Source organism: Prauserella salsuginis, assembly GCF_024648885.1.
Classification (GTDB): domain Bacteria; phylum Actinomycetota; class Actinomycetes; order Mycobacteriales; family Pseudonocardiaceae; genus Prauserella; species Prauserella salsuginis.
Window position 1 is genome coordinate 1,115,159 of record NZ_JANBBF010000008.1, and the last position, 21,019, is coordinate 1,136,177.

Below are 21,019 nucleotides of genomic sequence, written 5' to 3' on the forward strand. Positions count from 1 at the left end.
CCATGCCCGGACCGCCCACGTCGACGCGCAGGCCGCACCCGGGGACGGGCCGTACCCGGCTGACGAGCACCGGCCTCGCGTTGCTGGTGCTGTTCACCGCGCTCGGCCTCGTCGCCCGTGACGGCACGGGCGTCGATCGCGCGCTGACCGAAGGCCTGCACGGCGTGTGGCGCACCACGGCCGGTGACGTCGCGGCGGTCGTCGGCATGGTGCTGGGCCCGGTTCTGCCCCTCCTGCTGGCCGCCGCCCTCGTCGTGGCCGCGCTGCGGTACCGCCGGTCCGATCCATACCTCGCGGGCCTGCTGGTACGTGTCCTCGTCGTGCTCGGCGCATGTCGCATGGTCAGCGCCGTGGCGAAACCGCTGTTCGCGCGCGACCGGCCCCGGCAGTTCCCGGACTGGGCCTTTCCCAGCGGACACGTCACCTCGGTGGCGGCGACCGGGTTCGCCGTCTGGCTGCTGACGGCGTGGGTGGCGCCGCAGCTGCGCCGCCGGGCTGCCGCCACGGCCGGCGTCGCCGTCGCGGTGTGCGCGGCGAGCCGCATCGTGCTGGAGGTGCACTGGCTGACCGACACGGTGGGCGCGGTCGTCGGCGTCGCCGGTGCCGGCCTGGTGACGACGGTGGCGCTGCGACTGACGCCGGTCCCGCCACGAAGGCCGGGAGTAGAGTCGGCTCCGTGACTGCGAACGCGAACCTTTCCTGCCGCACCGCTTCCGACCCGGTCGACGTGCGGGAGATCGGCACGATCGACTACCTCGAGGCGTGGGAACTGCAGCGCAAGTACGCCGACGCCCGCGCCGACGAAACCGGTCCGGACACGATGCTGCTGCTGCAGCACCCGTCGGTGTACACGGCGGGCAAACGCACCCAGCCCGAGGACCGGCCGACCGACGGCACGCCGGTGATCGACGTCGACCGCGGCGGCCGGATCACCTGGCACGGGCCGGGACAGCTCGTCGGCTACCCGCTCGTGAAGCTGGCCGACCCGGTCGACGTGGTGCAGTACGTCCGCCGGGTCGAGGAGGCCCTCATCCACGTGTGCGAGACCTTCGGTGTGCACACGGGCCGTGTCGACGGCCGCAGCGGCGTGTGGCTGCCGGCCGACGACCGCGGCCCGGAACGCAAGATCGCCGCGATCGGCATCCGCGTGCAGCGCGGGGTGACCATGCACGGATTCGAGCTCAACTGCAACGCCGACCTCAGCGCGTTCGACCGGATCGTGCCGTGCGGCATCAGCGACGCGGGCACGACGTCGCTGTCGAAGGAGCTCGGCCGTGACGTGCCGGTCGCCGAGGCGTTGCCGTACGCGCGCGATGCGGTGCTGGCGGCGCTCGACGGTGAGTTGCCGGTGAGCGACGACCGCTGGCTCCCCCGCCAGCAGCCATCCGCCCCCGGCGTCACGTTCGCCCTCCAGAACTGAGAATGCCCCCAAGGGCACTTTGGTTGCGTTGAGTGCAACTAAAGTGCCCCTGGGGGCAGTCCGGTACCCCACCCATCGTCGCGGGTGCTCAGTCGAGCTGGCGGGCGACCTCGGAGCCGATGAGTTCGAGGTGGTCGAGGTCCGACAGGTCGAGGACCTGCAGGTACAGCCGCGACACGCCGGTCTTCTCACGCCAGTGGCCGATCGTGTCGACGACCTCGGCGGGTGTGCCGGCGAGGCCGTTCTGCTTCAGTTCCGGCACCTCGCGCCCGATGGCGTTCGCACGCCGGGAGATCTCGGCCTCGTCGCGTCCGACGGCCACGACGAGTGCGGCGGACCGGCGGACCGGCGTGGTGCGACCGGCTTCCTTCGCGGCCACGTCGACGCGTTCGAACTGCGCCGCCGCCGACTCGGCGTCCATGAACGGGGTGTTGAACTCGTCGGCGTAGCGCGCCGCGAGCGCGGGCGTGCGCTTCTTGCCACCGCCGCCGAGGATCACCGGCGGGTGCGGTCGCTGCGCCGGCTTCGGCAGGCCGGGGGCGCCGTCGAGCGTGTAGTGGTCGCCGGAGAACGAGAACGTCTCCCCTTCGGGTGTGTCCCACAGGCCGGTGATGACAGCCAGCTGCTCGGTGTAGCGGTCGAACAGTGTCTTCGTGGGCGGCAGGTCGATGCCGTAGGCGGTGTGCTCGTCGGCGTACCAGCCGGAGCCGAAACCGAAGTCGATGCGGCCGCCGGACATGCGGTCGGCCTGCGCCACGGAGATCGCCAGCACGGAGGGATGCCGGAACGTCGCCGCAGTGACGAGCGTGCCCAGCCGGATGGTCGAGGTCTCACGGGCTAGACCTGCGAGTGTGAGCCACGCGTCGGTCGGCCCCGGGAGGCCGGACGCGTCACCCATCTTCAGGTAGTGGTCGGAGCGGAAGAACGCGCCGAAGCCGTTGTCCTCGGTTGCCTTCGCGACCCGGAGGAGGTCCTCGTAGTCGGCGCCTTGCTGGGGTTCGGTGAAGATCCTGAGTTCCACGGTCCAAAGACTAAGAGGTCGCGTGCAGCGCGTCCCTTTGGGCGGCGGCGGGAGACGGGCGGGCTAGAAGGTCGCGCGCAGCGCGTCCGCTTGGGCGGCGGTGGGAGACGGGCGGGCCGCCGCATCGAGTTCTGGACGCAACACCGCGAGTTCTGCGTTCAGCATCACGAGATCTGCGCTCAGTACCGTGAGTCACTCAGTACCGTGAGTTCTGCACTCGCCCGTCGCCCAACCACCGCCCCGACGACGCGCTACCGCGCGGCAGCGTCCTCGGCGCGGTCCCCGGCCTGCCCCCTCGGCGCGGTCCCCGGCCTGCCCCCTCGGCGCGGTCCCCTTCGCGCCGGCCGGTCATGCGTCGGCGGCAGGTCTGCGCACCTGGTTCAGCAGCCGCACGACCACGTCCTCGATCTCGTCACCGACCTTGCGCTGGTCGGTGGAGTGGGCGATCTCGGTGGCTGCGCTGCACAGTGCGCCGAACAGCAGCCGGGACGTCACCTCGACGGGCACGGCGAGCACCTCGCCCGCATCGATGAGGTCCTGCAGCGCCTGTTTGATGAGCCCGAAGCTGTAGCGGTCCTCGGCCTCGCGCCAGCGCGCCCAGCCCATGACGACCGGTGCCTCCTGCAACGCGAGCCGCTGGTAGGCCGGGTCGAGGCAGCTGCCGATGAACTCGCGCAGCCCGTTCAGTGCGCGGTCCCACGGCGGTTCCGGCCCGCTCAGAATCTTCTCCAGCCGCCCTTTGACGTCGCTTTCGACCTCGTCGAACGCGGCCTCGAACACCGCTTGTTTGCCGCTGAAATGGTGGTACAGCGCGCCTTTCGTCACACGCGCGCGCTTCGCGATCTCGTCGAGCGACGTGCCCGCGTAGCCGCGTTCCGTGAACAGCCTGACGGCACTCTTGACCAGGGCAGCTCGCGTCGATTCCGAGTAATCGTCACGCCTGGACCGCATTGTCACCACGCTCACAACTGTACTCGGGTTTCCCACCGCCATACCGGTGGTATGTTCGTGCTGTCGGCTCCATACCCACGGTATGCCGCAAACCCGCGGTATGACCATGTGTCCCGACCCAGAGTCGCGTAAACCACGCAACAGGGGGATCCCATGAGCTGGAACGACTACTACAGACGACGCGACATCCTCGACACCGTCGTGCGCCGCGCCCGGCGCAATCCCGAGGCGCCACTGTCGATCGCCGAGATCCCGGGAGCGACCGAAGAGTTCGGCACAGAGGAGAAGGTGCTGCTCGCCCTGCACTATCGCTGGCAGCAGGCACTCAGCGGGCGACTGCGCACCGAGGTCGGCGGCCCCGAGGACTCCGCGGACCTGCCGGGCGGCCGCGACGCGGACCATGTCGACGCCGTGTCGCGCGCATGGCGCAAGACGTGCTCCGACCACGCGACCCTGCGCGCCGTGCTGGACGCACACCTGGACGACCATCCGCCACTGCGCCGTGCCCACGAGGCGCAGCTGCGCATGCTGGCCATCACGGCAGGACTCGCCGAACCCGGCGAACCCGCCGACGAGGTCACGCAGGTCGGCAACACCCTCGTCGAACTCATGCGCACCCGTGCGTCCGACCATGCCGCGCCCCGCAATCCGGTCGGCCAGCTCCTCCGCAAGCTCGCCCCGGCCGGCTGAGCCCGGCATCCGAGTCCGGCATCCGAGTCCGAGCACCGATCCGGGCGATGCACCGCGGCGGGCCAACGCTGCGGACTCCCGGCCGGGAGTTCGACATCACGCGGTGTCGGGCGAGCCGCAAGGCCAGGTGCCACCCGGAGCGTTACCGGGACCCTGGCCTTACGCATGCCCGCAGGCCCGACACGGCGACAGCCGGCATGCGGCCACATCTCCGGCTCGGCCCATCGTTCCGATATCTCCGGCTCGGCCCATCGTTCCGATCGAGCTCGGCCGAGCGGCCGACTCCACGAAGCTCACCACGCGAAACCGTGGCTGCGCGTCAACCGTGGCGGCACGGCAGCTCAGCTGGCGCGTCCTCGCTACTCACCGGTAGGTTGTCGCCATGGCGCGCACGGACATCTGGACCGAATCCGACATCCCGAACCAGAGCGGCAGGACGGTGCTGGTCACCGGCGCGAACTCGGGCCTCGGCCTGCACACCGCCCGGGTGCTGGCCGCACGGGGCGCCACCGTGCTGCTCGCCTGCCGCTCCCCCGAACGCGGCAAGCAGGCCCTCGCGACGATCGCGGCAGGCGCGGCGACCGAGCCGCAGCTGGTGGAACTCGACCTCGCCGACCTGGCCTCCGTCCGCAGGGCAGCCGCCGACGTCCGCGACCGCACCGGGGACGGTCTCGACATCCTCGTCAACAACGCGGGCGTGATGGCCCCGCCCCACGAGACGACCCGCGACGGGTTCGAGCTCCAGTTCGGCACCAACCACCTGGGCCACGCCGCGCTGACGTGGCTGCTCCTGCCCGCACTGCGCGCGCGCCAGCACGCACGCGTCGTCACGGTCTCCAGCCTCGCCGCCCGCGCGGGACGCATCGACACCGCCGACCCTCACTTCGAACACCGTCGCTACAACCCGGTGGCGGCCTACGGCCAGTCCAAGCTGGCCAACCAGGCGTTCGCGCTGGAACTCGACCGGAGGCTGCGCGCCGCGGGCGACGACGTCGTGAGCGTCGCCGCTCACCCCGGCTACAGCGACACCGGCCTGGCACCGGCCATGGCGCGGGCGCAGCGCAACGGCGTGCTCCGCACCGTGATGAACGTCGGCGGACGGCTCGGCGGGCTACTCCTGGCGCAGAACACCGAGCAGGGAGCCGCACCGCAGCTCTACGCCGCGACCGCACCGGGCGTCTCCGGCGGCGATTACTTCGGCCCGCTCGGTCCCGGCCAGATGCGCGGCCGTCCCGGCACGGTCCGCCCGCTCGCCACGGCCACCGACCAGGCAGCCGGTACCGCGTTGTGGGAACTCACGGCCGAGTTGACGGGGGTCACGCCCGACCCGGCATGACCTTGTCGGCTCCGCGCGGGCGCGTAGGGTGGGGGCCGTGACTGCGTTGCCGGAGGGTCGGAAGCTGCTGCGTCTCGAGGTGCGCAACAGCCAGACCCCGATCGAGAGAAAGCCGTCGTGGATCAAGACCCGAGCCCGGATGGGGCCCGAGTTCACCGAACTCAAGGGACTCGTCCGCCGCGAAGGTCTGAACACCGTGTGCGAAGAGGCGGGCTGTCCCAACATCTACGAGTGCTGGGAGGACCGCGAGGCCACCTTCCTCATCGGCGGTGACCAGTGCACGCGCCGGTGCGACTTCTGCCAGATCGACACCGGTAAGCCCGCCGAGCTCGACACCGACGAGCCGCGCCGCGTCGCCGAGAGCGTGCAGGCGATGGGCCTGCGCTACTCGACGGTCACCGGCGTCGCCCGGGACGACCTCGAGGACGGCGGCGCGTGGCTGTACGCCGAGACGGTCCGCCAGATCCACCAGCTCAACCCGGGCACCGGCGTCGAGGTGCTGATCCCGGACTTCAACGCGAATCCCGACCAGCTGGCCGAGGTGTTCAGCTCGGAGCCGCAGGTGCTCGCCCACAACACGGAGACCGTGCCGCGCATCTTCAAGCGCATCCGGCCCGGGTTCCGCTACGAGCGTTCGCTGCAGGTCATCACCGAGGCCCGCAAGGCCGGGCTGGTGACCAAGTCGAACCTGATCCTCGGCATGGGCGAGACGCCTGACGAGGTCGCGCCCGCGATGCAGGACCTGTTCGACGCGGGCTGCGAGATCCTCACGATCACGCAGTACCTGCGCCCCTCGCCGCGCCACCACCCGGTCGACCGCTGGGTCAAGCCGGAGGAATTCGTCGAGCACACCAAGGCCGCCGAGGAGATCGGATTCCCCGGGGTCATGGCGGGTCCGCTCGTGCGCTCGTCGTACCGCGCCGGCAAGCTCTACGCGAAGACCAAGGCGCACCGCGGCGAGGAGCTCTCCGAGAACCTGCAGCACCTGGCTGCGGAAGCGCCCGCGGCTCAGGAGGCCAGCAGCGTGTTGGCCCGCGAGTCCTCGTCCTGACCCGGACTTCCGGGTGATCCCTGACGCCGCGTGTGCGCGCCGACCGATAGTGTCGTCTCGCACACGCGGCGACCTGTTTCGGCGGCCGCGTCTGGTGGGGATGACGAACAGGGGTAAACAGTGGTCACCGACTTACTGAACTGGCTGCAGAGCCTGCCGCAACCGGCGCTGGTGGGGGCGACCGGTCTGCTCGTGCTGCTCGAATGCACGATCGGCCTTGGGTTCCTCGCGCCGGGAGAGTCGGGACTGCTGATCGCGGCCACAACCGCCACCACGGTGCCGCGGTTCCTCATTCTGTGGATCGTCGTGACGATCTGCGCGGGCATCGGCGACTCGATCGGCTACACGATCGGCAGGCGCTTCGGGCCGAAGCTGCGCGAGACGAAGCTGATCCAGAAATACGGCGTCGACGCGTGGGACAAGGCCACCGGCATCCTCCAGCGCCGCGGCGCATGGGCGGTGTTCTTCGCCCGGTTCTTCCCCGTCGTGCGCACGCTGACGCCGGCCGCGTCCGGCACGTCCGGACTGCCGTTCCACAAGTTCCTGCCTGCCGCGGTCGCGGGGGCCACGTGCTGGTCCGCCCTGCACATCGCGCTGGGTGCGGCGCTCGGTGAAGCGGCCAAGCAGGTCGAGGACGCCATGAGTACCGGCGGCATGATCGTGGTGGGCGTCCTCGCGGCGGTCGCCGTGTTCGCGCTGCTGCGGTACAAGCGCAAGAAGGCGATGACGGCGATGGCCCCTGCCGACAGCGCGGTCACCGCCGACGGTGCCATCACCGCCGACGGTGCCGCCACGGCCGTGACCGCCGACGGTGCCATCACCACCGATGGGTCCGCCACTGCCGCCACCGCCGTCACGGCCGACGGCGAGGGTGCCCTCGCCTCCCCTGCCGATGGTGCGGCCACACCGGCCACCGGAGCGGATCCCGACGACCGGCCGTCGACCTCCCCGGGCTGAGACGGTCCGGTGCCCGCCCTGCCGACTCGACGACGGCCGGGCGCATCATGGAACGCATGAACGCCGACCTCCGGCGCGCTCGCGACCTGGTCACCGGTGCGAGCCGCATCACAGCGCTCACCGGCGCCGGGATATCGACCGATTCCGGTATCCCCGACTTCCGCGGCCCGAACGGACTGTGGACACGGGACCCCGAGGCCGAGAAGCTGTCGAACCTGCAGGACTATCTCGCCAGCGCCGACGTCCGCAGGCGCGCCTGGCAGGCCCGGCTCGGCCACCCGGCGTGGCAGGCGAAGCCCAATCCGGCCCATGACGCCTTCGTCGCTCTGCAACGCGGCGGCGCGCTCACCGCGATCATCACGCAGAACATCGACGAACTGCACCAGCGGGCCGGCTCGGATCCGGAAACGGTCATCGAACTGCACGGCACGATGTTCCACACCGAATGTCTCGGCTGCGGCGATCGGCGGGACATGGCAGGTGTGCTCGACCGGGTGCGCTCCGGTGTGGACGATCCGCCGTGCACCGTGTGCGGCGGGATCCTCAAATCCGCCACCATCTCGTTCGGTCAGGCGCTCGACGCCGACGTGCTCGACCGCGCCCGCGTCGCCGCGATCTCCTGCGACGTGCTGGTGGCCGCGGGGACGTCACTGACCGTGCATCCGGCGGCCGGGCTGGTCGACATCGCCGTGGGCACCGGCGCATCGGTGATCATCTGCAACGCCTCGCCCACTCCGTACGACGACCTCGCGGACGTGGTGCTGCGCGAGCCGCTGGCCGAGGTGCTGCCGCAGCTCACGTGAGCGGGCCCTCGCGCGAGGCCGGAGCCTGCTGGCCGGCGAGCCTGCGCTGCGGATGCCGCCGCGCGTCGAACAGCGCCATGGTCATCGCCACGAGCGTGAACCCGACCGTGCACAGCATGGCCATCGCCAGGCCGGTGCGGTAGCCCTCGCCGCCCGTCACGCCCGCGTGGAACACGGCACCGAGCACGGCCACGCCGAGCGCCGTGCCGAGCCGCTGCCCCGTCTGCAGTGCGGCCCCGGCCACGCCGGCCATGTTCGTCGGCACGCGGTCCAGGGTCAGCGTCGTGTTCGGCGCGATCACCATGCCGCCGCCGATGCCGCCGAGCAGCAGCGGCGCCGCGACCGCGTAGCCGACCGCGGCGTCCGGCACGAGTGGCACCAACACGGCGACGAGCCCGACGCCGATCACCACGAGGCCGAGCCCGGTGAGCGTCACCCGCCTGCCCCATCGGGCGACCGCACGGCCGGCGAGCGCCGACGACACGGCGGAGCCGAGCGCGAACGGTGTCACCAGCAGTCCCGACTCCAACGGCGAGTAGCCGAGTCCCTGCTGGAAGAACATCGCGAACACCAGCCACATACCGCCGAACCCGCAGAAGTACGTCGCACCGACCGTCGCACCGAGGGCATAGCCGGGCGTGCTCGTGTACAGCCGTGGGTGCAGCACCGGCATCCGGCCGCGCCGCACGACCGCGCGTTCCCAGGCCACGAACAGCCATGCGAACACTCCGGCCAACGGGAACATCCACCACAGCGAGGTCAGTCCGCCGTGCTCCGACTGCACGAGCGGCAACAGCACCCCGAGGACCGCCAGGCCGAGCAGCACGATGCCGGGGATGTCCAGCTGCGAGACCACACCGCGGCGTGCGGGTTCCCGCTTCGGCACCCACCGTGCCGCCAACGCCAGCGCGACCAGGCCGATCGGCAGGTTGACGTAGAACACCCAGCGCCAGCCGTCGTCGCCGAACGCCGCGATGATCAGCCCGCCCAGCACCGGGCCGACGGCCGTGGAAAGGCCGACGGTAGCGCCGAACATGCCGAACGCCCTGCCCCGTTCGGCGCCGTGGAACAGTTCCTGGATCAGTCCCGTGTTCTGCGGCGCGAGCATGCCGGCGGCGACACCCTGGGCCAACCGCGCCGCGATCAGCATGCCCTCGCTCGAGCTGGCGCCCGCGATGCCGCTGGTGACGACGAACGCCGACAGTGCGAAGAGGAACATCCGCCTTCTGCCGAGCTCGTCGCCCAGTCGGCCGCCCGTGACGAGCACCAGCCCGAACGTCAGCGCGTAGCCGGACACGACCCACTGCGTGCCCGCGACGGTCGCGTCCAGAGCGTCCTGGATGGACGGCAATGCGACGTTGACGATGCTGACGTCGAGCAACGACATGAACCCGGCGGTCAGCATGACGGCGAGGGCCCGCCAGCGTCGCGGATCCGGTGTGGCTACGTCGGTTTCGCTCACATCGCCACGGTAGGACCCCGACGTCAGGCGGGCGCGGCGGCGATCGCGAGCGCCGGCGTCAGCCGGCCACCGTGGCGGAGCTTGGTCGAGGGAGGTTCCGGGGCGTCGAACGCCCCCAAGGTGCCCTTGGGGCGGCCGCCCGGACGTCAGCCGGCCATGATGCCCGGGATGCCCTTGAGCTCGCCCATCAGCATCGAACTGACCTTCACCGGATAGTCGTACAGCGCGAACAGCGTCTCGCGTTTGCCGACCAGCTTCAGCCGCACCGGCGTCTCCCCCGGATGCGCTTTGAGCGTCTGCTTGAGCTCGACGACCACGCTCTGGTCCAGCTTCTCGGCCGAGGCGACGAGCATCAGCGGCGGTTCCTCGTCGCCCGCGGCGATGTCGGACAGGTCCAGCGGCACGAGACCGCCGCCGAACACCGACATCTTGTCCTCACGCCAGTTGACGCGTCCCTTGACGACGACCGCGTTGTCCTCCACCAGGTCGGCGGCGAAGATCGCGTACGACTTCGGGAAGAACAGCACCTCGAGCGAGGCGTCCATGTCCTCGACGGTGCAGATCGCCCACGGTTCACCCTTTTTGTTGACGCGCCGCTCGACCGAGGTCAGCAGGCCTGCGATCTCGATCTCGCCTTCCTTCGGCGGGTCGGCGAGGATCGCCGCGATGGGCTTCTTCGCGTGTTTGCGCAGGATCCGCTCGGCGCCGTCCAGCGGGTGGCCCGACACATACAGGCCGAGCATCTCCCGTTCGTAGGCGAGCTTCTGCTTTCGCGGATACTCCTCGTCGTCGAACTTCAGGTGCGCCAGCGGCGAGGACGATGCGGCGGCCTCTGCGCCCTCGTCCGGCGCTCCCGCGCCGAACAGGTCGAACTGTCCCATCGCCTCCTGGCGCTTCAGCGGGACGACCGCTTCGACCGCGTCCTCGTGCACCCGCACCATCGACAGCCGCGTGTTGCCGAGCGAGTCGAACCCGCCCGCCTTGATCAGCGACTCGAGGACGCGCTTGTTGCACGCCACGAGCTCCGACTTGTCGAGGAAGTCGGTGAACGAGGAGTACTTGCCCTTCTCCTCACGGGTCTTGATGATCGAGTCGACGACGTTGCCGCCGACGTTGCGCACCGCGCCCATGCCGAAGCGGATGTCGTCGCCGACGGCCGTGAATCGCGGACCCGACTCGTTGACGTCCGGCGGCAGCACCTTGATGCCGAGCCTGCGGCATTCCGACAGGTAGACCGCCGACTTGTCCTTGTTGTCGCCCACCGACGTCAGCAGCGCGGCCATGTACTCGGCCGGGTAGTTCGCCTTGAGGTAGGCCGTCCAGTACGAGACCAGGCCGTACCCGGCGGCGTGCGACTTGTTGAACGCGTACCCGGCGAACGGGAGGATCGTGTCCCACAGCGCCTGGATGGCCTCGTCGGAGAAGCCCTGGTCGCGCATGCCGGCGTGGAAGCCCTCGAACTCCTTCTCGAGGACCTCCTTCTTCTTCTTACCCATCGCCCGGCGCAGCACGTCCGCTCGGCCCATGGAGTAACCGGCGACCTTCTGAGCGATCTGCATGATCTGCTCCTGATAGACGATCAGGCCGTAGGTCGAGGCCAGGATCTCCTTCAGGGGCTCTTCGAGCTCAGGGTGGATCGGGGTGATCTCCTGCCGCCCGTTCTTGCGGTCGGCGTAGTCGTTGTGGGCGTTCACACCCATCGGACCCGGCCGGTACAGCGCGAGCACGGCGACGATGTCGTCGAAGCCCGTGGGCTGCATCCGGCGCAGCAGATCGCGCATGGCGCCGCCGTCGAGCTGGAACACGCCGAGGGTGTCACCGCGGCCCAGCAGCTTGTACGACTCCGGATCGTCCATGCCCAGCCGGTCGAGGTCGATCTCCTCGCCGCGGTTGACCTTGATGTTGTCGATGGCGTCGCCGATGACCGTGAGGTTGCGCAACCCCAGGAAGTCCATCTTCAACAGGCCGATGGCCTCACAGGACGGGTAGTCCCAGCCCGTGATGACCGCGCCGTCGTCGCGCTGCCACAGCGGGATCGTGTCGACCAGCGGCTCGCTGGACATGATGACCGCGCACGCGTGCACACCCGCGTTGCGGATCAGGCCTTCGAGCCCCCGGGCGGTCTCGAAGATCGTCGAGACCTCCTGGTCGCTCTCGATCAGCGAGCGCACCTCGGCGGCCTCGCCGTAACGCTCGTGCTCCGGGTCGACGATGCCGGCCAGCGGGATGTCCTTGGCCATGATCGGCGGCGGCAGGGCCTTCGAGATCCGGTCGGCGATCGAGAAGCCCGGCTGGCCGTAATGGACGCGGGCGGCGTCCTTGATCGCGGCCTTCGTCTTGATCGTGCCGAACGTGATGACCTGCGCGACCTTGTCGGCGCCGTACTTCTCGGTCGCGTAACGGACCATCTCGCCGCGCCTGCGGTCGTCGAAGTCGATGTCGATGTCGGGCATCGACTCGCGCTCGGGGTTGAGGAACCGCTCGAACAGCAGGTTCTGCGGCAGTGGGTCCAGGTTGGTGATACCGAGTGCGTAGGCGACGAGCGCGCCCGCCGCGCTGCCACGACCGGGGCCGACGCGGATGCCGACGCTGCGGGCGTAGTTGCAGAGGTCGGCGACGACGAGGAAGTAGGCGGGGAAACCCTTCTGCGCGATGACGCCGAGCTCCATCTCGGCGCGTTCCTCGTAGCCGTCCGGAACGCCCTCGGGGAAACGCCATTCGAGACCGCGCATGACCTCGTGGTGCAGCCAGCTCGACTCGTTGTAGCTTTCCGGCACCTCGAACCGCGGCATCCGGTCCTTGTGCGCGTAGACGTCCTCATAGGACTCCACACGCTCGGCGATCATCAACGTCGCGTCGGCCGCGCCGGGCACCTCGGAGTCCCAGTACTCGCGCATCTCCTCGGCCGACTTGAGGAAGTAGCCGTCGCCGTTGAACTGGAACCGGTTGGGGTCGGACAGCGTCTTGCCGGACTGCACGCACAGCAGCGCCGAGTGCGCGTCGGCCTGGTCCTTGGTGACGTAGTGCGAGTCGTTGGTGGCGAGAGGCTGCAGCCCGAGTTCCTTGCCGATCTTCAGCAGGCCCTCGCGCACCGAACGTTCGATGGCCAGGCCGTGGTCCATCAACTCGAGGAAGAAGTTCTCCTTGCCGAAGATGTCCCGGTAGTCGGCCGCGGCCTCCAAGGCCTTCTCCGGCTGGCCGAGCCGCAGCCGCGTCTGCACCTCACCGGAAGGACAGCCGGTGGTGGCGATGATGCCCTCGGCGTTCTCGGCGATCAGCTCGCGGTCCATGCGGGGCTTGCGGTAGTAGCCCTGCATGCTCGCCAGCGACGACAGCTTGAACAGGTTCCGCAGCCCCGTCGCGTTCTGGGCGAGCATCGTCATGTGGGTGTAGGCACCACCACCGGAGACGTCACCGCCCTCACCGGACTCGTCGGCGCCGCGCTGGTTGCTCTGCCCCCAGAAGACGGGCTTCTTGTGGAAACGGCTCTCCGGCGCGATGTAGGCCTCGATGCCGATGATCGGCTTGATGCCCGCCTGCTTCGCCTGTTGGTAGAACTCGTCGGCGCCGTACATGTTGCCGTGGTCGGTCATCCCGACGGCCGGCATCTGGAGCCGCGAGGCCTCCTGGAACAGCGGAGCCATCTTCGCCGCACCATCGAGCATGGAGTACTCGGTGTGCACGTGCAGGTGGACGAAGGAATCCGTGGACACCGGCGAAACCTCCCCTTCGACCGCGCGCGTGCGCGGGCCCGCGAAACTCGGTGAAGTGCCCACCCTAATGGGCCGCCGTCGGGCTCACGCGACGACATCCCGGACGCCCGTCGAGTGCGATTCGCACCACCTGTCGGAGCCACCACGGAATGCCACCGAGTCGATCACGATACGCACCGATCCGGCGGCCGAACGCGATCATTCACCCCACGAGGTCAGGGTGATGTGCGCGAAATGCCCCGTTCTTCCCGTGCCACCGTCACACGCGCGCGGCGGTGATGGTTCACTGCAGACATGACACGTGACGAGGCGCTCGAGCTGAGGTGCGCAACAGGCTCCGACGTCGGCCAACGGCGGAGCGGGAACGAGGACTCGGCGCTGGCGACCGCGCACCTGGTCGCCGTGGCCGACGGCATGGGCGGGCACGCGGCGGGCGAGGTCGCCAGCGCGATCGCGGTCGACGCCGTCGGCGAGCTCGACACCCGGCTCGCCGAGAACGGTGACCTGAACCCGCTCGAGGAACTGGCCGCCGTGTTCACGCAGGCCTCCAGCGTGCTCGACGAGCGGGTCGGCGCCGACCCCGAACTCTCCGGCATGGGCACCACGCTCACCGTCATGCTGTGGCTGGGCCGCGAGTTCGCGCTCGGGCACATCGGGGACTCGCGTGCCTACCGGCTGCGGGGCGCCGAGCTGACGCAGCTGAGCCGCGACCACACGCTCGTCCAGTCACTCGTCGACGAGGGCAAGCTCGACGAGGAGAGCGCGGCCGTACACCCCGGCAGGTCGGTGCTGATCAAGGCGCTACTGGCGGGCCAGGCGGCCGAGCCGGACCTCGAGATGCACGAGGCGCAACCGGGTGACCGGTACCTGCTGTGCTCCGACGGGCTCACCGACGTCGTGTCCATCCAGGAGATCGGCGCGGTCCTGGGCTCGACCGACGAGCCTGCCGACACCGTGGCGACACTCATCGAACTGGCCAACGAGGCGGGCGGTCCGGACAACATCACGTGCGTCGTGGTGCACGTGGTCGACCCGGCTGCCGGCGACGGGTCGACCGGCGACGAGGACGCGGCCGACGCCAGCGATGACACCGGCGACGCCGACGCAGCTGACACCGGCAGCACGGATGACACCGACACGGCCGGCGCGGGCGGCGGAACCGCAACCGAGTCGGACTGACGGCCCGCACGTGCGCTCACGGTGACGCGGGCGCACCACTCCGCTCCCCCGCGCCGCCGATGTCGGCGGCGGGGGCGCTCCAGGTGTCGCACGCGGCGACCGAGTCGCCGGTGAATCCGGTGGAGGCCCACTGCTGTTGCAGGCGGGCACCGCCGTGGCTCTCGACGCCGCTCCAATCGGCGAAGTCCTGCACGGCGACCTCGGGACCGCGGCTCGGATCCCCCAACCCGGTGTCGCGCGCGGCGTCGAGGAACAGACCCGCGAAGCAGGTCGCCTGCAGTTCGAACCGCCTGCCCACTTCGCTCTCCGCCGCCGCGCCCACATCGGACATCGCATTGCCCGCCTCGGTGAACACACCGGTGAGCGCCTGAATGTGGTGGCCGTATTCGTGCGCGAGCGTGGCGAGGAACGCGGGCTCGTCCGTGCCGCCGACGGCCGTGGCCAGCCGGGAGTACGGCAGATGGATCGTGTGGTCGGCGTCGCAGTACAGGCCGAGCGCACGGTCGGCGGGCGGCAGTTCGCCGCATTCGGTCGTGCGGACGTCGGCGACGTCGACGGACGCAGGCCGGTGCTCGACCCCCATGCGATCGAGCACCGGCCGCCACGCGCGGTCGAGACAGTCGAGCACGTCGCGGTAGTAGGCACGGGCGGCGTCGCGGCCCTGTCGCAGGTCGGCGGGGTCGCAGTCGACGGTGGCCAGTTGCGCCCCGCTGTCGCGCAGCGCGGTCGCAGCCGAGTCCGGAGCGCTCGGATCGGCAGCGGGCGTGATGTCCGACGCCGTGTCGCCGTCACCCGCGGCGAGGTCGCTGACGACGACCACGGCGGCCAGCATCAGCAGGGCCGCCGCCACCGCGATCGCCACGGGCAGCCAGCGCGACCGCGTACCGCGCGCGGATGCGGGCTCGGGGTGGTCCGCACCGGCGCGTCCGATGCTGGTGTCGTCGGGGTCCACGGACAACCTCGGGTCGGGGTGAGGCCGTCGGGGGAAACGGCCGGGGCGCCGTCGAGCGTAACCCGTCGCGCGGTTGTCCGGTCCATGCGCAGCGGCCGCGCCCGATGCGGCGGCCTCACCCCGGGACCGGTCGCCGCGGTGACCGTCAGGGCCGACGTTCAGACGTCGTCGTCGGCCGCGCCGGACGAGACGTCGCGCACCCGCTGTTCGAGGCCCGCGATGATCAGATCCAGGCCGTAGCCGTAGTCGGCGTCGAGTCCGTGGTCGACCTCGGCGCCTTCCCTCGAGGTGGCTGCGGGTTCGGTGTCCAGGAAGTGGCCCGCCTGCAGCACGGGCGCCAGGTGCGGGAACCGCTCCGGCGTGATGACCTCGCCGAGCAGGTCCAGGCCCTCCCGCGACACCGCCACGGTGCCCTCGTCGGCGAGGCTCAGTTCCAGCTCCACAGTGGACGTCACGTGCTGGGACACCATCAGGATGACGCCGACCTTCTCCTCGTCGTCGAGCGGCAGCTCCCGCAGCGCGGCGAGGCCCAGATCGGCCACGCGCACGCTGTTCGGCATCAGCACCGAGATCTGACCGCGGGGAATTCCCAGTACCCACGGGTGGCCGCGGAAGCCGTCACGCACGAGACCGGCCCAGGCCCGGAGCGCCTCACGCCAGTCGCCGGGCAGGGTGACCTGCTCCGGCACGGCGAGTGCGGCGTCCTGCATCAGGCGCAGCAGTTCGTCCTTGCCGGAGACGTACCGGTAGAGCGACATCGTCGTGAACCCGAGCGACTTCGCCACCGCCTGCATGGTGACCGCGGCCAGCCCTTCGGTGTCGGCGATCTCGATGGCGGCGGCCACGATCCGTTCGTGACTCAGTCCGCGGTTCGGGCCGCGTTGGGGCACCTCCTGCATACCCCAGGCGACGGTGACGGGTCGCGGCAGTCCGGTCTCGGTGGGTTCGACCATGCCGCGCATCTTCTCATCACCGATACCACCGGCCGCCACGAGTGTACGTAATAAACAGTGTATGACATACTCGGTGTATGGCATACACAGATCCGGCGTACACCGATACGCCACTCCTCCGGATCAGGGGGCTGTCGAAGAGCTACGGCCGGCACCGCGTGCTGACCGACCTGGACCTGACGCTGCCGCCCGGCGTCCACGCCCTGCTCGGCCCCAACGGCTCGGGCAAGACGACCCTGGTCAACATCCTCTCGACCCTCCTCCCCTACGACTCGGGCGAGGTCCGGGTGCTCGGCCTTGACCCGCGGCGGGACCGGAAAACCCTCCAGGGCCTCATCTCGCTGACCGGGCAGTACGCAGCCGTGGACGAGAAGCTCAGCGGCACCGAGAACATGCTCATGATGGGCCAGCTCTTCGGGCTCTCCCGCCGCGATGCCCAGCGACGCGCCGACGACCTGCTGGAGCGGTTCGAACTGAGCACGGCAGCGCACGCACGCGTCGCGACCTACTCCGGCGGCATGCGCCGCAAGTTGGACATCGCGGCCGGACTGATCGCACACCCGCAGCTGATCTTCCTGGACGAGCCCACGACCGGGCTGGACACACGGAGCAGGCAGGCCCTCTGGGACGAGATCACCGCACTGGCCGATTCCGGGGCCTCGGTCTTCCTCACCACGCAGTACCTCGAAGAGGCGGACGCGCTCGCGGAGCGCATCGTGGTGCTCCACGAAGGCAACATCGTCGCCGACGGCACCGCGGCGCAGCTGAAAGGCCGGATCGGCGGGTCGACCATCCAGCTCCACGACGACGCGGGCCACATCCTCGAGGAGATCCCCACCCGCGGGTCGGCGATCGACGTCGCCCGCCACCTCGACACCGTCGCGCGCACTCGGCCCGACGTGGACGTGACCGTCCGCCGCCCCACCCTCGACGAGGTGTTTCTCGAACTCACCGGCGAACAGGCCGGCGCCCCAGATCAGAAAGACGCGGACCGGGAAGAGGTGGCGGCATGACCACGACGACACCACCGAGAGAGGTGCAGGCCGCGTCCCCCGGCAACGGCGCCGGAGCGTTGACCGGGCTGCGCGTGTTCACCGGCCGCAGCCTGAAGCACTCGTTCCGGGACACCGAGTCGCTGCTGATGGCGATCCTGCTCCCGGTGATGCTCATGCTGATCTTCGTGTTCATCTTCGGCGAGTCCATCGCCGCGGGGCAGGGCGGCGACCGCAGCGACTACCTGGCGTACGTACTGCCCGCCGTCGCCCTCACGGCCGCCGGTTTCGGCGCGTCGTACACCGCCGTCGTCGTCTCCAACGACATGACGACCGGGTTCATGAACCGGCTGCGCACGATGCCGTTCCCCGCGGTGACGGTGCTGCTGGGGCACACCGCGGCGTCGATGGTGCGCAATCTGCTGGCCACCGGAGTGGTGCTGGCCATCGCCTTCGGCCTGGGGTTCCGCACCGAGGTGGGTATCGCCGAGTTCGCGGGCGCGGTCGGGCTCATCGCGCTGTGGATCCTGGTGATCACCGTGGTCTTCGCCGTGTTGGGCATGGTGGCCGGGTCGGCGGAGGCCGCGAGCGGCTACGGCTTCGTGCTGCTGTTCCTGCCCTACGTCTCCTCGGGTTTCGCGCCGGTGGAGACGATGCCCGGATGGTTGCAGGGCTTCGCGGGTCATCAACCGATGACGCCGATCATCGACGCCTCCCGCGTCCTGCTCAGCGGCGGGAATCCGGGCGACGAATGGTGGATCGGCCTCCTCTGGTGCGGTGGGTTCATCGCCGTCGCGGTGTGGCTCGCCGCCGTGCTCTTCCCCAGGAAGATCGCCCGCTGACACCGGCCACGGCGTGCCAAAGCGGCAATGCCACTCCGTCGATGCCACTCATGCCGCGTTCGCGGCGGTGAGGCTGACCGGATCGTGCACCCGACCGGCCTGATCGTGCCTTCCGCCGTGACGCGGGCCGCACCAGACTCGCAGGCATGAACGGATCCGGGAATCGCGCGCTGTTGGTCGTCGACGTGCAGGAGTCGTTCCGGCGGCACGAGCTGTGGCCGACGATCTCGAATCCCGACATCGTCGCGCCCGTGTCCACGCTGGTCGACCACGCGAGGGCCGAGGGGGACCAGGTCGTGTGGGTGCTGCACACCGAACCGGGGACCGGCAACGTCTTCGACCCTTCGAGCGGGCACGTCCGTCCGATGGCGGACCTGACACCGGCCGGGGACGAGCCGGTGTTGACCAAGACGGCACACAACGCGTTCACCACGACCGGTCTCGATCGGATCCTGACCCGCCTGGGAGTGCGGGAGCTCGCGGTGTGCGGCATCCGGACCGAGCAATGCTGTGAGACGACCGCGCGGATCGCTGCCGACCTGGGCTACGACGTCGACTTCGTCACAGACGCCACGGCGACCAATCCGGTCGCGCACCGCGACGCTCCAGCAGGGCGCTCGGTCGGCGAGCTCCTCGCCGACCCGCGCACCCTGCAGACCGGCGAGATCATCGCGCGCACCGAGTACGCGTTGTCCGGACGGTTCGCCACGATCCGCAGCGTCGCCGAGGTGACCGGTTCGGGCTGGCCGGCGTAGGCTGACCGGATCGTGCGTGTCGTGTTCGTGCTCCTGCCGCAGCTGCACCTGCTGGACCTCGCGGGACCGGCGCAGGTGTTCTCCACCGCGGCCGAGCTCGGCTGCGACCACGCGTTGCACTACGTGGCCCAGCCCGCCTGGTCCCGCGACGACGGCGGGGACGTCCACAGCGCCCAGGGCTTGCCGTTGCGGGCCGAGACCGCGTGGCCCGACCTCTACGCCGGGGACCTCGTCGTGGTGCCGGGATCGCGCATCGGCCGGCCACCCGGCTGGCCTGCGGTGCACCCGGAGACGGCCGAACGGCTGCGGCGGCACCACGGCGGCGGCGGCACGGTCGCGAGCGTGTGTTCCGGAGCCGACGCGCTCGGGCGTGCGGGGCTGCTCGACGGGCGCCGCTGCACGACGCACCACGAGTTGCAGGACGAGCTCGCGCGGCGTTACCCGACTGCCCGCGTGGTGCGGGACGTGCTGTTCGTGACCGACGGGCGGGTCGTGACGTCGGCGGGCGTCGCGAGCGGTATCGACCTGGCGCTGCACCTGCTCGCGACCCGGGAGGGTCCCGGCGTCGCGGCGCGGGTGGCGCGCGAGATGGTCGTCTACGCCCGCAGGAACGGCGATCAGCACCAGGAGAGCGTGATGCTGCGGCACCGCGGGCATCTCGACGATGCGGTGCACCGGGTGCAGGACGTGATCGACGCGCGGTTCACCGAGTCGCTCCCGCTGGCCACCCTCGCCGAGGCGGCGCGCTGCAGCCAGCGCACGGTGACCAGGCTGTTCGTACGCGCCACCGGGTTGACGCCGCTGCGATACCAGCACGCGCTCCGGCTGGAACGCGCCGACCACCTGCTCAATCAGGGGGCGACCGCAGAGGCCGCCGCCCACGCGGTCGGGTTCGCCGATGCCCGCATGCTGCGCCGCATCCGCACGCAGGCGGCGCACGGCGACGACACGGCAACGGTCGCGGACGCACCTCCGCACGCGTGAGGAGCGATTCCGGCAGGCCCCGAAGGTGTCGCCGGTTCCCTCAGCTGCCGCGCGGTGCTGCCGCGCTGCCTTCCGACCGGGCACACCCTGACCGTGCACGGCGCGACAGACCGGCCAGCCGTTCACGCAGACCCACGGGGGACCGCATGACGTCCGCGCTCACACCACAGGCTTGCACGACGTCGCCACCGTCGACGACACAAACGAGCTGCTGCGCGTCATGGCCCAGGCCGGACATCGCCCGGCCCGACGGCGCGGGCGTGCGGTTCGACCTCGCGCCGACGACCGGATGCTCATCGTGGGCATCCGCGGCGACCGCGGATGCCTCGTGTGGGCCGACTGGGACACCATGCTCGTTCCCGCCGATGGCGTGAACACCGAGCCGATCGACTACTTCACGTGGGACGGCCACCACCACCCGCAGGAGGCAGGCGCCGAGGCGCCCGTCGAGACGATGCACCGCGTCGTAGGCGAGTTCGTCGTAACCGGTCAGCGGCCGACCTGCATACAGTGGGCCGAAGACCGGTCGTGACAACGGGATCAACGACTCCCGTTGTCACGCATGGGGCGAAGTTATCGAGTCGCGGTGCGTTCGTGCACGCAGCAAACGCAGCCCCGAATCAGCGTTTCCGCTGGTCAAATATGGTGGGCACAGCTGGGTTCGAACCAGCGACCCCCTGCTTGTAAGACATGTTGGCCCGAGCGGTGTGCTCGACCTGCATGAATGCTGGTCGGCCACGAGCGTTGCACCCAAAGTTATGGGTTCGCTAAACGATCTTCTTTGCACGGCGCACTCCTTGCCCCTCGACATCGGAGTGCACTCGCCATGTTCGACAGTCTCGCCCGTTCCTACCGTCGCCCGCACTCGCGCCTCGTCCGCTCCGCCGAGTTGGATCGTCGCCCGCCTGATCTGCTACCCCGGCCATGGTCGCGTTCGGTGCGGTCGTGCTCGCCGGTG

18 protein-coding genes and 1 pseudogene are annotated in these 21,019 nt (G+C 70.2%); 13 read left to right on the forward strand and 6 right to left on the reverse strand.

What is annotated here, in order from left to right:
- Window positions 1-2 precede the first annotated feature (2 nt).
- Both LY40_RS06670 and lipB read left to right on the forward strand, forming a co-directional pair.
- Window positions 3-680 (forward strand): phosphatase PAP2 family protein, encoded by a 678-nt coding sequence (locus LY40_RS06670; RefSeq protein WP_258936233.1) that lies wholly within the window; start codon window positions 3-5, stop codon window positions 678-680.
- A complete protein-coding gene (lipB, locus tag LY40_RS06675) occupies window positions 677-1,420 on the forward strand; it encodes a lipoyl(octanoyl) transferase LipB (protein WP_258936234.1) in 744 nt (247 codons plus the stop codon). Before LY40_RS06670 ends, lipB begins: the two co-directional genes overlap by 4 nt.
- Window positions 1,421-1,508: 88 nt before the next feature.
- Here the strand turns inward: lipB and LY40_RS06680 are convergent, their stop codons facing one another.
- Window positions 1,509-2,441 (reverse strand): LLM class F420-dependent oxidoreductase, encoded by a 933-nt coding sequence (locus LY40_RS06680; protein WP_183778183.1) that lies wholly within the window; start codon window positions 2,439-2,441, stop codon window positions 1,509-1,511.
- Window positions 2,442-2,789: 348 nt separating this feature from the next.
- Window positions 2,790-3,392: a TetR/AcrR family transcriptional regulator gene (locus LY40_RS06685; protein ID WP_183778184.1), complete on the reverse strand. Its 603-nt coding sequence runs from the start codon at window positions 3,390-3,392 to the stop codon at window positions 2,790-2,792.
- A 153-nt stretch (window positions 3,393-3,545) separates the two neighbouring features.
- Here LY40_RS06685 and LY40_RS06690 point away from each other — a divergent pair, with 153 nt between their 5' ends.
- The 5 genes and pseudogenes from LY40_RS06690 to LY40_RS06710 all read left to right on the forward strand — a co-directional run bounded on the left by LY40_RS06690 (window position 3,546) and on the right by LY40_RS06710 (window position 8,229).
- Window positions 3,546-4,082 carry a hypothetical protein gene (locus tag LY40_RS06690; RefSeq protein ID WP_258936235.1) on the forward strand — a complete coding sequence of 179 codons (537 nt, stop codon included), beginning with the start codon at window positions 3,546-3,548 and terminating at the stop codon, window positions 4,080-4,082.
- 382 nt (window positions 4,083-4,464) lie between these two features.
- A complete protein-coding gene (locus tag LY40_RS06695) occupies window positions 4,465-5,418 on the forward strand; it encodes an oxidoreductase (protein WP_258936236.1) in 954 nt (317 codons plus the stop codon).
- Window positions 5,419-5,455: 37 nt separating this feature from the next.
- Window positions 5,456-6,469 carry a lipoyl synthase gene (gene lipA, locus LY40_RS06700; RefSeq protein WP_183778187.1) on the forward strand — a complete coding sequence of 338 codons (1,014 nt, stop codon included), beginning with the start codon at window positions 5,456-5,458 and terminating at the stop codon, window positions 6,467-6,469.
- A 120-nt stretch (window positions 6,470-6,589) separates the two neighbouring features.
- A pseudogene (locus LY40_RS06705) lies at window positions 6,590-7,216 on the forward strand (DedA family protein); the annotation flags it as partial.
- A gap of 266 nt (window positions 7,217-7,482) precedes the next feature.
- Entirely contained in the window at window positions 7,483-8,229 is a 747-nt protein-coding gene (locus tag LY40_RS06710; RefSeq protein ID WP_183778188.1) for an SIR2 family NAD-dependent protein deacylase, read from the forward strand.
- Here LY40_RS06710 and LY40_RS06715 read toward each other — a convergent pair.
- Together LY40_RS06715 and dnaE are read right to left on the reverse strand one after the other, a co-directional pair.
- Entirely contained in the window at window positions 8,222-9,634 is a 1,413-nt protein-coding gene (locus LY40_RS06715) for an MFS transporter (RefSeq protein ID WP_183784749.1), read from the reverse strand. The two genes, LY40_RS06710 and LY40_RS06715, sit on opposite strands and share 8 nt — an antisense overlap.
- Window positions 9,635-9,837: 203 nt before the next feature.
- Window positions 9,838-13,404 carry a DNA polymerase III subunit alpha gene (gene dnaE / locus LY40_RS06720; RefSeq protein ID WP_258936237.1) on the reverse strand — a complete coding sequence of 1,189 codons (3,567 nt, stop codon included), beginning with the start codon at window positions 13,402-13,404 and terminating at the stop codon, window positions 9,838-9,840.
- Between the two features lie 294 nt (window positions 13,405-13,698).
- On the opposite strand from dnaE, the gene LY40_RS06725 reads away from it, so the two are divergent.
- Window positions 13,699-14,583, forward strand: coding sequence for a PP2C family protein-serine/threonine phosphatase (locus tag LY40_RS06725; protein ID WP_307876538.1), 885 nt, complete (start codon window positions 13,699-13,701; stop codon window positions 14,581-14,583).
- 16 nt (window positions 14,584-14,599) lie between these two features.
- On the opposite strand, the gene LY40_RS06730 is transcribed toward LY40_RS06725, so the two are convergent.
- Window positions 14,600-15,535 carry a neutral zinc metallopeptidase gene (locus LY40_RS06730; RefSeq protein ID WP_258936238.1) on the reverse strand — a complete coding sequence of 312 codons (936 nt, stop codon included), beginning with the start codon at window positions 15,533-15,535 and terminating at the stop codon, window positions 14,600-14,602.
- Window positions 15,536-15,693: 158 nt separating this feature from the next.
- Complete coding sequence (locus LY40_RS06735; protein ID WP_183778195.1) at window positions 15,694-16,488, reverse strand: TetR/AcrR family transcriptional regulator; 795 nt, start codon at window positions 16,486-16,488, stop codon at window positions 15,694-15,696.
- Window positions 16,489-16,565: 77 nt separating this feature from the next.
- Between LY40_RS06735 and LY40_RS06740 the strand changes: the two genes are divergently transcribed.
- The 5 genes from LY40_RS06740 to LY40_RS06760 all read left to right on the forward strand — a co-directional run bounded on the left by LY40_RS06740 (window position 16,566) and on the right by LY40_RS06760 (window position 20,593).
- Window positions 16,566-17,501: an ATP-binding cassette domain-containing protein gene (locus tag LY40_RS06740; RefSeq protein WP_183778197.1), complete on the forward strand. Its 936-nt coding sequence runs from the start codon at window positions 16,566-16,568 to the stop codon at window positions 17,499-17,501.
- Entirely contained in the window at window positions 17,498-18,322 is an 825-nt protein-coding gene (locus LY40_RS06745; protein WP_258936239.1) for an ABC transporter permease, read from the forward strand. The genes LY40_RS06740 and LY40_RS06745 overlap by 4 nt, the downstream gene beginning before the upstream one ends.
- Before the next feature lie 146 nt (window positions 18,323-18,468).
- Complete coding sequence (locus tag LY40_RS06750; RefSeq protein WP_258936240.1) at window positions 18,469-19,077, forward strand: cysteine hydrolase family protein; 609 nt, start codon at window positions 18,469-18,471, stop codon at window positions 19,075-19,077.
- A gap of 12 nt (window positions 19,078-19,089) precedes the next feature.
- Window positions 19,090-20,061 (forward strand): GlxA family transcriptional regulator, encoded by a 972-nt coding sequence (locus tag LY40_RS26345; protein WP_258936241.1) that lies wholly within the window; start codon window positions 19,090-19,092, stop codon window positions 20,059-20,061.
- A gap of 172 nt (window positions 20,062-20,233) precedes the next feature.
- Window positions 20,234-20,593: an Imm1 family immunity protein gene (locus LY40_RS06760; protein WP_258936242.1), complete on the forward strand. Its 360-nt coding sequence runs from the start codon at window positions 20,234-20,236 to the stop codon at window positions 20,591-20,593.
- Window positions 20,594-21,019: the final 426 nt, after the last annotated feature.

What these genes read in the sequence shown, in the direction of transcription:
- LY40_RS06670 (WP_258936233.1), top strand. Translation starts at nt 3, where the DNA reads ATGCCCGGACCGCCCACGTCGACGCGCAGGCCGCACCCGGGGACGGGC.
- LY40_RS06685 (WP_183778184.1), bottom strand. Translation starts at nt 3,392, where the DNA reads ATGCGGTCCAGGCGTGACGATTACTCGGAATCGACGCGAGCTGCCCTG.
- LY40_RS06690 (WP_258936235.1), top strand. Translation starts at nt 3,546, where the DNA reads ATGAGCTGGAACGACTACTACAGACGACGCGACATCCTCGACACCGTC.
- LY40_RS06695 (WP_258936236.1), top strand. Translation starts at nt 4,465, where the DNA reads ATGGCGCGCACGGACATCTGGACCGAATCCGACATCCCGAACCAGAGC.
- LY40_RS06710 (WP_183778188.1), top strand. Translation starts at nt 7,483, where the DNA reads ATGAACGCCGACCTCCGGCGCGCTCGCGACCTGGTCACCGGTGCGAGC.
- LY40_RS06715 (WP_183784749.1), bottom strand. Translation starts at nt 9,634, where the DNA reads ATGCTGACCGCCGGGTTCATGTCGTTGCTCGACGTCAGCATCGTCAAC.
- LY40_RS06725 (WP_307876538.1), top strand. Translation starts at nt 13,699, where the DNA reads ATGACACGTGACGAGGCGCTCGAGCTGAGGTGCGCAACAGGCTCCGAC.
- LY40_RS06735 (WP_183778195.1), bottom strand. Translation starts at nt 16,488, where the DNA reads ATGGTCGAACCCACCGAGACCGGACTGCCGCGACCCGTCACCGTCGCC.
- LY40_RS06740 (WP_183778197.1), top strand. Translation starts at nt 16,566, where the DNA reads ATGGCATACACAGATCCGGCGTACACCGATACGCCACTCCTCCGGATC.
- LY40_RS06745 (WP_258936239.1), top strand. Translation starts at nt 17,498, where the DNA reads ATGACCACGACGACACCACCGAGAGAGGTGCAGGCCGCGTCCCCCGGC.
- LY40_RS06750 (WP_258936240.1), top strand. Translation starts at nt 18,469, where the DNA reads ATGAACGGATCCGGGAATCGCGCGCTGTTGGTCGTCGACGTGCAGGAG.